The following is a 12,307-nucleotide window of genomic DNA, read 5'->3' on the forward strand; positions in this document are numbered from 1 at the left end:
TACATATAATGTGCCACTTTCTTAGGTGTGCTCTATTCCCTAGAGTTCAAATAAGGAGAAAGGCGTTCTATGTAAGTAGGTGTTTTTAGTTTGGATAAAAATAGAACAGTTAGGTGGAATAAATGTTTAAAGAACCTTATATTGCGATGATAAAGGATTGGAAAGGATACAAAGCATACAAAAAATTGCCGAAAACAGTTTTTCTTATGACTGGTTCAATGCTGGAATTACCAGAGCGTGTATATGAATTGCAGAAACATGGACATGATGTATTTCTTCATTGTGATTTTATACAAGGCTTAAATACGAATACAGAGGAAGCGCTTTTGTATATTCAAGATGTTATCGGGGCACAAGGTATTATTTCAACAAAGGGTTCAACAATTCGAAATGCTAATAAAATTGGATTGAAAACAATTCAACGTATTTTTATTGTAGATACTTTATCTCTTACTAAATCAATTGAAAATTGTAAAACGACTAAACCAAATGCAGTAGAGATTATGCCGGGGATTATGCCTTCTATTATTAAGCAGCTAGTAGAGGAAATAGAGTTTCCTATTATTGCAGGAGGGCTGATTCAAACGCGAGAAGATGCGGAAATTGCAATTCGTGCAGGGGCAAGTGCGATTTCAACAAGTCATTATGAAGTATGGATACAAGAAGAAAAAAGGAGTGCAACCTTGTGATTGAATTGAAAAATGTTTCAAAGGTATATAAAAATGCAGAAGAGACAGCGGTTAAAGGCGTATCGGTTCATATTAAGAAGAGTGAATTTTTTGTTTTAGTTGGACCTTCGGGATGCGGGAAAAGCACATTATTACGAATGATCGCTGGCTTAGAAGAGATTTCTTCAGGAGATTTAATTATTAATGAACGTGTTGCAAATGATCTAGAGCCGAAAGACCGTAATCTATCAATGGTATTTCAAAATTATGCATTATATCCACACTTATCTGTAGAAGAAAATATTTTATTTGGACTTAAGGTAAGAAAAGTACAAAAAGAAGAGCGACAAAAGCGATTAATGGAAGCTATTGAAATGGTAGGACTGAAAGAGTATGTGAAAATGAAACCAGGCCAATTATCAGGCGGACAAAGACAGCGTGTTGCACTTGCCAGGGCAATTGTGAGTCAAGCGCCAATCTGTTTAATGGATGAACCACTTTCGAATTTGGATGCGAAATTACGTGCGCAAATGAGAATTGAAATTAGAGAAATTCAGCAGCGATTAGGAATTACGATGATTTACGTTACCCACGATCAAATAGAAGCGATGACTATGGGTGATCGTATCATGGTTTTAAATAAAGGAAGTATACAGCAAGTTGGAACACCACTTAACATATATAACGAACCAGCAAACGAATTTGTTGCAAGCTTTATAGGTTCTCCTTCTATGAATATAAATGATGGGGAAGTAAATAAAGAAAAAGGTGTATTACATATAGGACAATTGCAAATTCCATTATCTATTAGACAGTTAAAGCAATTACCAGAAGGAACAATTCGCATAGGCATGCGCCCTGAGCATATTGCACTGTCTGAGGAGGGACAAGAAGTGACGTTGCAATCTGTAGAAGTATTAGGGAATGAATCTATATTGAACTTTGCGGTAAATGGAACAACTTGGAGTGCGAAAGTTATAGGACAGTTACTCCTGAACAAAGGTGACAAAGTAAAATTATTATTCTCGCAAGAAAAGTTATGCTTCTTTAACGAAAACACGAATGAACGCTTAAAAGTGGTAGCTGAAGAAGAGTTGAAAGTGGTGGCGAAATAATGATCGAAGTAAGTAAGTTACCAGTTCAAACAAAGGTGTCAAAAAAGAAAAAATTATGGGAGAGAACGAAAGATTTAAGAATAGGATTATTGTTTTTGGCGCCATCTATTTTGCTATTTTCGATTTTTCTGTTCTATCCATTGTTTAGGACGATTTATTATAGTTTTTATTTAACCGATATACATGGAGAAGCTAATCTTTTCGTTGGCTTAGAAAATTATCAATATTTATTCTCTGATCCAGCCTTCTACAAAAGTATAAAATCAACTTTATTATTTGTTTTATATACAGTTCCTACGAGTATTATATTTGCTTTGTTTCTTGCATTGATTGCAAATGGAAAGGTAAGAGGTATTGGGTTATTCCGAGTTCTGTTTTCTTCGACGATGGGAATATCAGTAGCTGCTAGTGCAGTGATTTGGCTATTTTTATTTCATCCAAGTGTAGGATTATTTAATAATATATTAGCCTCTATGAACCTTCCTGCAATCGCATGGTTAACGAGTCCGGACTGGGCACTATTCTCTGTATCAGTTACAACAGTTTGGGTGAATACAGGTTTTGCATTTTTAGTTATATTAGGTGGTTTACAAAATATTGATACGTCTTTATATGAGAGTGCATCTATAGATGGCGCTAGTTATTTATATAAGCTTCGCCGTGTTACATTACCGATGCTATCACCAACTTTATTCTTTATTGTAACAGTAACATTAATTAGTGCGTTCCAAAGCTTTGGACAAATTGATATTTTAACGCACGGTGGACCAAATGATGCAACGAATTTAATTGTGTACTCGATTTACAAAGAGGCGTTTGTGAATCATCAATTTGGAACAGCAAGTGCACAAGCGATGGTATTATTTGTTTTCATTTTCGTTGCTACATTACTTCAATTTAAGTTTGCTGAGAGAAAGGTGCATTATAAATGATTGTTAAACAGTGGAAACAAAATTTCCTATTATACATGCTACTCATTATTAGTGCAGTGATGGTATTTTTTCCTGTACTGTATGCATTTTTAATAAGCTTTATGACACCAGACGATATTCAAATGAGAAGGTTATTTCCGACTCAGTTTACTTTTGATAATTTCATTAATATTTTTCAAAAAGTACCGCTTTTTACATACTTATATAACAGTTTAATTGTATCGACAGTCGTTATGATTGGACAACTTATCGTATCAAGTTTAGCAGCTTATGCTTTTGTTTTTCTTCAGTTTAAAGGGAGAAACTTAATTTTCTTCCTGTTTATTTCAACGATGCTTATTCCGTGGGAAGCAACGATGGTGCCTAACTTTTTAACGATTCAAAACTTTGGCTGGATCAATAGTTTCGCCGGGATGACAGTGCCGTTTTTTGCAACAGCTTTCGGTATTTTCTTGTTACGTCAACATTTTATGACACTCCCGAATGAACTGAAAGAAGCTGCTTTTATTGAAGGGATTGGAAATATAAGATTTTTATTCAGCGTTGTAATACCGTATTGTAAAACGAGTTTTATTACGCTTGGAGTATATAGCTTTTTAACAACATGGAATATGTATTTATGGCCACTTTTAGTGACCACTGATGAAAAAGTAAGAACAGTGCAAATCGGTGTGAAGCAGCTTCAGTCTCAAGAAGTTGCAACTGATTGGGGAAGCGTAATGGCCGGTGTTACGGTTATCGTTATTCCAACATTGATTTTACTATTTTTAGGGCAAAAGCAATTACAACAAGGATTAACAAAAGGTGCAATTAAATAACTAAGAGAAGGTGAGATTTAAATGAGTCTAGTTAAAAAAGGTGCTGCTCTATTAATGGTAGCAACAATGGCATTATCTAGTGCAGCTTGTTCAAATAGTAAAACAGAGGGAAAACCTGAAGCACAGGCAAAAGTAGCACCAGTTGAAAAAAATGGTGATAAAACTGTAATTCGCTTCTGGCATGCGATGGGTGGAAAAACACAAGGAGTATTAGATGGTCTTGTTGCAGACTATAATAAGTCGCAAAATAAATATGAGATAAAGGCAGAGTTCCAAGGGACATATGAAGAGTCTTTAACGAAATTTAGAACGATGTCTGCAACGAAAGAAGCGCCAGCTCTTGTTCAATCGAGTGAAATTACAACGAAATATATGATTGATAGTAAAAAAATCACACCAATTGATAGCTGGATAAAAAAAGATAAGTACGATACGTCAAAATTAGAAAAAGCAATTACAAATTATTATTCAGTTGATGGAAAAATGTATTCTATGCCATTTAATTCATCTACACCAGTATTAATTTATAATAAAGATGCTTTCGCAAAGGCGGGCTTAGATCCAGAGAAAGCTCCAAAAACATATGCGGAATTACAAGAAGCAGCGAAAAAGTTAACGATTAAAGAAGGCGGAAATGTAAAACAATATGGATTCTCCATGCTTAACTACGGTTGGTTCTTTGAAGAATTGTTAGCGACACAAGGTGCTTTATATGTAGATAACGAAAACGGTCGTAAGGATGCTGCAAAGAAGGCGGTATTCAACGGTAAAGAAGGACAGAAAGTATTTGGAATGTTAGATGATTTAAATAAAGCTGGCGCCCTTGGAAAGTATGGAGCAAGTTGGGATGATATTCGTGCCGCGTTCCAATCTGGACAAGTTGCTATGTATTTAGATTCTTCAGCAGGTGTTCGTGATTTAATCGATGCATCTAAGTTTAATGTAGGTGTTTCATATATTCCGTATCCAGAGGATTCGAAACAAAATGGTGTTGTTATTGGTGGAGCATCATTATGGATGACGAATATGGTTTCAGAAGAAACGCAACAAGGTGCTTGGGACTTTATGAAATATTTAACGAAGCCAGACGTACAAGCAAAATGGCATACTGCAACAGGTTATTTCTCAATTAATCCAGATGCATATAATGAGCCATTAGTAAAAGAGCAATATGAAAAATATCCACAGTTGAAAGTAACAGTAGATCAATTGCAAGCGACGAAGCAATCTCCAGCAACACAAGGGGCTTTAATTAGTGTATTCCCAGAATCACGAGATGCAGTTGTAAAAGCATTAGAAGCGATGTATGACGGGAAGAATAGTAAAGAAGCGTTAGATGAAGCTGCCAAAGCAACAGATAGAGCAATTAGCATTTCAGCTCGTACGAGTCAAAAATAAGAGAAAGCCGTATCCTTAAAAGGGATACGGCTTTCTTTATAGGGAGATAAGGGATCAAAGAAATGATGAAGTCTTATCTCTTTTATATGAGTAAAGGGTCTAGAGTGAATGTTGTCCTTTTCATTATTTATTTAACTCCATTGCGACTTGTTTACCATTTACGAAAACCTCTACTACCGCTACTACAACTTCCATTACTTTTTTCATCTCTCATCTCTCCTTATTTTTTGTTTCATTTCTTACTCTCAGTATAAGGAAATACAGTAATTACAACTATCGAATTGGATGACAAGAGACTTACATTGTTGTAAGGATAATAGTTTAGTTTGTAATAAAGTGAAACTGTAATCAGTGGGGGGGCTTACTGCCCGTTAATGCGGGATTTCAATTCTGAACTTTCTGTTGTTTTGAACTATAATTAGAAAGAGGGGGGATAATATGAAAAGAATTCTTGTTATTAGTGATATTCATGGAGAGATAGAAAAGTTCGAACAGTTATTGGAAGAAGCTCAATATGATGCGAAACAGGATCAATTAATCTTACTGGGAGATTATGTAGATCGTGGTCCAAATGCGCGTGCTGTAATTGAAAAGGTAAGAGAATTGAAAAAAGAGGGAGCACTCATTTTAAAAGGAAATCATGAAGATATGATGATTAAGGCGTTAACGACAAATGAGGAACGTTCATGGAACCATTGGGTAAAAAGAAATGGTGGAGATAAGACATTATATAGCTATGGATTTGTAGAAGAAGATATTGCGGTTAATGAGAAAGACTTCCAAAAACCGATTTTACACTCTCGTGTATTAGAGGAACATATAAAGTTTATTCAAGAATTAGATCATTACATTGAAACAGAAGAGTATATATTTGTACATGCTGGGGTTGAACCGATGAAACGAGTTTCTGAATCTGAACCATATACATTAATGTGGATCCGTAATGAATTTCATAATGGATATAGCGGTGAAAAGGTTGTTGTATTTGGGCATACGGAAACAAAAACGCTTCATGGTAGTGAGGATTGCGGAGTGTATTTTGGTAGTAATCGTATTATTGGGATTGATGGCGGGGCTGTGTATGGCGGTCAGCTAAATTGTTTAGAGTTGCCGAGTAAAAAGGTATATGTAATAAAAAATTGAAAGAGATAAGAGGAATCTTATTTCTTTCAATTTTTTATTAAGCTAAATTTAAGACAAAGTTTTTATAATAAAACTTCAAAATTTTAGAAGGAAATAGTTAAAAATGAAATTACGTAATGTAACTACATTCTTTTGTTATAAAGAGAAGAAATGTAATAATAAATAGAATTGAACTATTTGATGGAAGGTGAGAGCATGCGTTTACTTGTAGTAGAAGATAATGCTTCGTTATTAGAGTCTATCGTACAAATTTTACGTGATGAATTTGAAGTAGATACGGCAATAAATGGAGAAGATGGATTGTTTTTAGCTTTTCAAAATATATATGATGCAATTTTGCTGGATGTGATGATGCCAGGGATGGACGGATTTGAAGTGATTCAAAAAATACGAGATGAAAAGATTGAAACACCAGTCCTGTTTTTGACAGCGAGAGATTCTTTAGAAGATCGGGTGAAGGGATTGGACTTTGGTGGAGATGACTATATTGTTAAGCCATTTCAGGCCCCTGAATTAAAAGCGAGAATTCGTGCTTTACTACGCAGAAGTGGTAGTTTAACAACGCAGCAAACAATTCGTTATAAAGGGATTGAATTGTTCGGAAAAGATAAAGACGTTCAAGTAGATGGACAAAGTATTAAGTTGACATTGAAACAATATGAGCTACTAGAGTATCTCATTCAAAATAGCGGGAAGATTTTAATGCGTGAACAAATTTTTGATCGTGTTTGGGGATTTGATTCAGATACTACAGTAGCGATTGTAGAAGTATATGTGCATCATTTGCGTAAAAAATTAGAACCATTCGGTTATCAGAAAGGTATTCAAACCGTTCGAGGTATTGGATATATATTAAAAGAACAATGAAAAAAGGAAGTATGTTTCAAAAAACACGCATTCGTTTGACTATAGTGAACTCATTAGTATTTATTCTATTAATAGGTATATTAGGTAGTATTATTTATTCATACACATATAAGCGTATTTATAATGAAGTGGATCAATCTATAAAAATGATGGCTCAGTATAGAGAAAAATTAGATGTTAAAATACCACCAAGAAAACGCATGGAGAATATCCAAATTGGAGATCCGCGAGTAACTAGAATAACTTGGAATGGAAAAATAGTGAAAATAGAGGGCGATAACCGTAAATTCCGTTCTATTTTTGAAGAGAATTTGGAAAGTTTTTCTCCCGAAAAATTAGAGGAGTTACAAGATATTGAAGTACAAGGACGATATTTTAGAGCATTTTCGCTTCAAAAAGATGGAGAAATAGTTCAAATCGTGCGAGATATAACAGCGGAAGAAGGAATGTTAAATACTTTATTTTTAATTCTCGTTATAGGTTGTAGCATAGGAAGCCTCTGTGCGATAGGTATTGGCTTTTTCCTAGCTGGTAGAGCACTTGTACCTATTCAAAGTTCATGGGAGAAACAGCAGCAATTCGTTTCTGATGCATCACATGAACTCAGGACACCACTTGCAGTTATTCAATCAAAAACGGATGTTTTATTCCAGTCACCATCCGCTACGATAGAAGAAAAAGCGATGGATATTTCTACAATTTCAAAAGAATGTAGGCGGTTATCGAAACTCGTTAGTAATTTATTATTGCTAGCACGTTCTGATTCTAATCAAATTGAGATGGATAAGAAAACATTTGAACTTGATAAATTGTTAGAAGAAATAGTAGCTCCATATAAAGAGATTGCTTCTTATCAAGAAAAAGAAATGATGCTAAAAGTAGAACGTGGTGTATCTTTTATGGCTGATAGAGAGCGGATTCATCAAATGATGGTCATACTGTTAGATAATGCGATGAAGTATACAAACGAAGGTGGGCATATTCAAATTGATTGCACGCAAACGAGTAGTTCAATTCGCATACAGGTGAAAGATGACGGGATAGGAGTGAAAGAAGAAGATATTCCGAAATTATTTGATCGTTTTTATCAAGGGGATAAAGCAAGAAGTACGTCAGAAGGAGCTGGATTAGGTCTTTCAATCGCAAATTGGATTGTAGAAAAGCATTACGGAAAAATATCAGTAGAGAGCAAATGGGGAGATGGCACTTGTTTTGAAGTGATTTTCCCTAAAAACCAAAAAATATAAGTAAGAAGACGACCTTGTTTTTACAGGGTCGTCTTTTTTAAGGTAAAGTTAAGAAACTATTTATATTATGTATGGCATCAAGAAAGTTCGTTATATGAAGAAGAGACTAGGTGTATGTGAGTGGGGGTTATCAATCATAATGTTATCTCAAGCAGCGATGAGATGTATGTATAGTATTAAAAAAACTAGGGGAATGATGGGAAAGAAAGTATAAGAGGGAGGAATTAATTTTGAAAAAGAAAATGATGACGGTATTCACTATTGGAGTAATAAGTTTAAGTATATTAGGGGGTGCCTCTCCTTCTGAAACACAAAAAGGAAAGACAGATTACACGCAGCGCAGTAAAGAACAATTGAACAATGGTAAGATACATGCAGTGCATACAGAAGAAAAAGCAGAGAAACTAGGTATTGAAACGGAAGGAAAAGAACAAATTACACTAGAAAAAGAAATTCATGAAACAGAAGTAGGAAGGGAAGCAGAGCAGTTAGGCATATCGATTGAAGGAAAAGATGTTGGGACGCTGTCAGAAGAAATCTATGAAACAAAAGTAAAGCAAGAAGCGTTAAAGCTAGGTATATCTATAGAGAATACATCAATTGTAGATTTAATTACTCAAATTAATGCGATTAAAATTAAAGATGAAGCAGATAAATTAGGTATTTCGACAGATGGAAAAGAAATCGAAGACATCGCGGAAGAAATCTACGGAAAGAAAGTAAGAGAAGAAGCAGAAAAGCTAGACATTTCTCAAAAAGGAAAAGAAATTGAAGAGTTAGCACAAGAAGTGTACGAACAAAAAGTACAAGAAGAAGCAAAAAAACATCATATTGATTTGTATGGTAAAGATATATATCAAATATTAAGAGAAATTAATGAACAAAAGGTGCTACAAATGGCAGATGAGCTTAATATGGATAAAATGAATATGAATATTCAAGAGTTAGCGGAAAAGATAAAAAAAGATCAGCCTGAAAAAGGAAAAGAACTAAATTTTGTACCGATGGTACGAACGGATGCTGACGCATTTTATTCTTATTTAACGAATTAATAAGGGTGTGAAAGCGATAAGAAAATTGAAGTGGTATATATGTACAGCTTTACTAGGTGCAGCAATATGGAGTGTATATACAAATGGAATTCCAAAGTATGTAGAGAAGTTAACATTCTCAAATATACAAAGAGGAAAAGAAACGGAGTTTAGTAATAACGATGAAAAAGTCATCTTATCAAATGTTCCCTTAATTCAGCAGTTACCAGAATTGGATAGAGGCTGTGAAGTGACGAGTTTAGCGATGATGTTACAATACGCTGGTGTTTCAGTGGATAAGATGACATTAGCAAATGAAATAAAAAAAGTTGATTTTATAGACGATGGTGTGCGCGGGAATCCAAATGAAGGATTTGTAGGTAATATTTATACATTTTCTGAATCGGGATATGGTGTATATCATGGGCCACTTTTTCAGTTAGCGGAAAAATATTTACCTAATAAAGCTGTAGACTTAACAGGGAAGAATATAGAAGAAATTTATAAGAGTATAAAAGCAGGGCAACCTGTAGTCATGATCACAAATGCAACATTTGCACCATTAGATGCAGATGAATTTACTACATGGGAAACAAATAGTGGAGATGTTTCTATTACGTATAATGAACATTGTATTGTACTTATCGGGTATGATCAGGAATCTGTATATATTCGAGATCCACTTGAGGGTAGCTTAGATGTAAAAGTACCGAGAGAAACCTTTGAACAGGCATGGGCGCAAATGGGAAGTCAGGCAATTAGTTATGTAAAGAGCGTCAAATAAATTAGGACGAAGAGTTTTAGTAATATGACTATAAGGCGAAGGATAAAGATTTGAGGATTATAAGAGAAGTTTTATAGAGTATAAGCTGTTAAGAAATAAGAGAACTTTAGCATATATAATGCTAAAGTTCTCTTATTTTTATGATTAAAATACGTATAAGGAGTGAATATGCAAAAATGCATAATTGACGAAAAAATTACATGTTATCATTATATATTGTTTTATATATGTTAATTGTATAAAATGACACAAGTATCCACATTACATAAAGGAGGCTTATTATGCAAAAAATATTTAACTGGGTTAAATGTATGAGTATCAATAAAAAATTAATCATTTCATTTTTTATTATTTTAACTATACCAGGAATTATTATCGGTGGTGTTTCATATCAAACTGCCAAAACAAATTTTGAACATCAAATGACAGCTAAAGCAAAGGAGAATATTTCGATTTTAAATACTGTTATTTCTCAAAATATAGAAGAGAAATTTGTTGATGCGACGTACTTTGCAGACATCTTAACAGAGGATACATATCCAAACGGACAAGAAGAAATAGTAAGAACGAAGTTAGCGCAATATATAAAGCTTCATCCAGAAGTAGAAGGTATTTATATTGGAACAGAGACGGGAAAGTTTATAAGAGAACCATTTATCCAGATGGCTGATGGGTATAATCCAACAGATAGATCTTGGTATAAAGAAGCACATGAAAATAAAGGAAAAGTAATTGTTACTGCACCATATCAGTCAGCATCTACAAAAAATATGGTAGTGACAATTGCAAAAGAAGTAAAAGATGGTAAAGGTGTTATAGGAATTAATTTAAACTTAGATAACATCTTAAAAATTTCCAAAATGATTAACATTGGTGAAAAAGGTTATACAGTTATTTTAGATCAAAATAAGCAAATTGTTAGTCATCCATCTAGAAAACCAGGTGCAAAAGTTACTGATCCTTGGATTAAACCAATTTATGAAGATAAACAAGGAAATGTGTCTTATACAGAACAAGATGATAAAAAGAATTTAATCTTTGCAACAAATGAGAAAACGGGCTGGAAAGTAGTTGGCGTTATGTTCGATGAAGAAATTACCCAAGCTGCCAGTCCAGTGTTTTATAAGACTTTGATTGTCATTGCTATCGCTATTGCATTTGGTAGTATATTAATTTATTTCATTACAAAGTCTATTACAAGGCCATTACGAAAAATAGCTGAATCGGCATATAAAATTAGTAAGGGAGATTTAACAGAGAAAATTACAATCCATTCCAAGGATGACATAGGGAAATTAGGGAATTCATTTAATGAAATGTCTACGTCTTTACAAGATGTTATTACCCAAATTAGCTTTTCAGCAGAACATGTTGCAGCATCGGCAGAAGAGTTAACAGCGAGCGTACAGCAAGCAAATGATGCGACAGATCAAATTACAATTGCAATGGAACAAGTATCAGGTGGGGCTGAATCACAAAGTCAAGGTGTTGAAGAAGGTGCAGCTACATTGCAACAAGTAAATACAGCAATTCAAGATGTAACTGGAAGCGCAGAGTCAATTTCTATTTCCTCATTACATGCGCGAGAAAGAGCTGAAGAGGGAGAAGATTTAGTTGAACAAACTGCAAAACAAATGCAGTCTATTTCTAGGTCGGTATCCGAGTCAGATGCTATTATTAAACTGCTTGATGAGAAATCAAAGCAAGTAGGAGCTATTTCTGAAGCAATTCAAAACATCGCAACTCAAACAAACTTATTAGCTTTAAATGCGGCTATTGAAGCAGCAAGAGCAGGTGAACAGGGACGAGGATTTGCTATTGTAGCAGATGAGGTTAGAAAATTAGCAGAGCAATCAGGAGAGTCATCTGGAGAGATTGCAAATTTAATTGCAGAAATTAAGGCGGATATTGAACATACTGTTAAGGCGATGGATAATGTGAATGGAGAAGTTCAACAGGGCCTTGATGTTGTAACAAAAACGAAAGTAAGTTTTACGGAAATTTTAAGTTCTACTACACATATTGTTTCTCAAGTTAATCAAATGGTAGAAACAACGAAGAGAATTGCTGGAGATGCAAATGAAGTGACAAATGCTATTGATGAAATTGCAGCTGCTGCAGAAGAAAATACAGCTAGTATGCAAAGTGTTGCAGCTTCAACAGAAGAACAGGTTAATTCCATGGAGGAAATTAGTTCAGCTTCGCAAAACTTAGCTGAGATGGCAGAAGAACTACAAGCGATGACTAGTAAATTTAAAGTATAATAACAGCAGATAAGTAAGGTGAAAATAATATCACCTTACT

At 34.4% G+C, this 12,307-nt stretch carries 11 protein-coding genes; all 11 read left to right on the forward strand.

Features of this window, described 5'->3' with window-relative positions:
• Positions 1–122: 122 nt before the first annotated feature.
• Positions 123–689 carry a glycerol-3-phosphate responsive antiterminator gene (locus tag DN399_RS02940; RefSeq protein WP_000472003.1) on the forward strand — a complete coding sequence of 189 codons (567 nt, stop codon included), beginning with the start codon at positions 123–125 and terminating at the stop codon, positions 687–689.
• A complete protein-coding gene (locus DN399_RS02945) occupies positions 686–1,783 on the forward strand; it encodes an ABC transporter ATP-binding protein (RefSeq protein WP_140159179.1) in 1,098 nt (365 codons plus the stop codon). Before DN399_RS02940 ends, DN399_RS02945 begins: the two co-directional genes overlap by 4 nt.
• Positions 1,783–2,715 carry a carbohydrate ABC transporter permease gene (locus DN399_RS02950; RefSeq protein WP_000573797.1) on the forward strand — a complete coding sequence of 311 codons (933 nt, stop codon included), beginning with the start codon at positions 1,783–1,785 and terminating at the stop codon, positions 2,713–2,715. Before DN399_RS02945 ends, DN399_RS02950 begins: the two co-directional genes overlap by 1 nt.
• On the forward strand, positions 2,712–3,533 hold the full coding sequence (locus tag DN399_RS02955; protein WP_000635946.1) for a carbohydrate ABC transporter permease: 822 nt from the start codon (positions 2,712–2,714) through the stop codon (positions 3,531–3,533). Before DN399_RS02950 ends, DN399_RS02955 begins: the two co-directional genes overlap by 4 nt.
• Before the next feature lie 21 nt (positions 3,534–3,554).
• On the forward strand, positions 3,555–4,931 hold the full coding sequence (locus DN399_RS02960) for an ABC transporter substrate-binding protein (protein ID WP_000060602.1): 1,377 nt from the start codon (positions 3,555–3,557) through the stop codon (positions 4,929–4,931).
• A 438-nt stretch (positions 4,932–5,369) separates the two neighbouring features.
• Positions 5,370–6,074: a metallophosphoesterase family protein gene (locus DN399_RS02965; protein ID WP_000821975.1), complete on the forward strand. Its 705-nt coding sequence runs from the start codon at positions 5,370–5,372 to the stop codon at positions 6,072–6,074.
• A gap of 195 nt (positions 6,075–6,269) precedes the next feature.
• Entirely contained in the window at positions 6,270–6,941 is a 672-nt protein-coding gene (locus DN399_RS02970; RefSeq protein WP_149149316.1) for a response regulator transcription factor, read from the forward strand.
• Complete coding sequence (locus DN399_RS02975; RefSeq protein ID WP_006925058.1) at positions 6,938–8,188, forward strand: sensor histidine kinase; 1,251 nt, start codon at positions 6,938–6,940, stop codon at positions 8,186–8,188. The genes DN399_RS02970 and DN399_RS02975 overlap by 4 nt, the downstream gene beginning before the upstream one ends.
• Positions 8,189–8,418: 230 nt before the next feature.
• Positions 8,419–9,240, forward strand: coding sequence for a transporter (locus DN399_RS02980; protein ID WP_149149317.1), 822 nt, complete (start codon positions 8,419–8,421; stop codon positions 9,238–9,240).
• Positions 9,241–9,247: 7 nt separating this feature from the next.
• The gene (locus DN399_RS02985; RefSeq protein WP_002023225.1) at positions 9,248–10,003 is read left to right on the forward strand and encodes a C39 family peptidase; all 756 of its coding nucleotides are present in this window, start codon (positions 9,248–9,250) and stop codon (positions 10,001–10,003) included.
• 281 nt (positions 10,004–10,284) lie between these two features.
• Positions 10,285–12,267: a methyl-accepting chemotaxis protein gene (locus DN399_RS02990; protein WP_016121817.1), complete on the forward strand. Its 1,983-nt coding sequence runs from the start codon at positions 10,285–10,287 to the stop codon at positions 12,265–12,267.
• Positions 12,268–12,307 lie beyond the last annotated feature (40 nt).

The organism is Bacillus sp. AR4-2, from assembly GCF_008274865.1.
In the GTDB taxonomy this organism is placed as follows: Bacteria; Bacillota; Bacilli; order Bacillales; family Bacillaceae_G; genus Bacillus_A; species Bacillus_A cereus.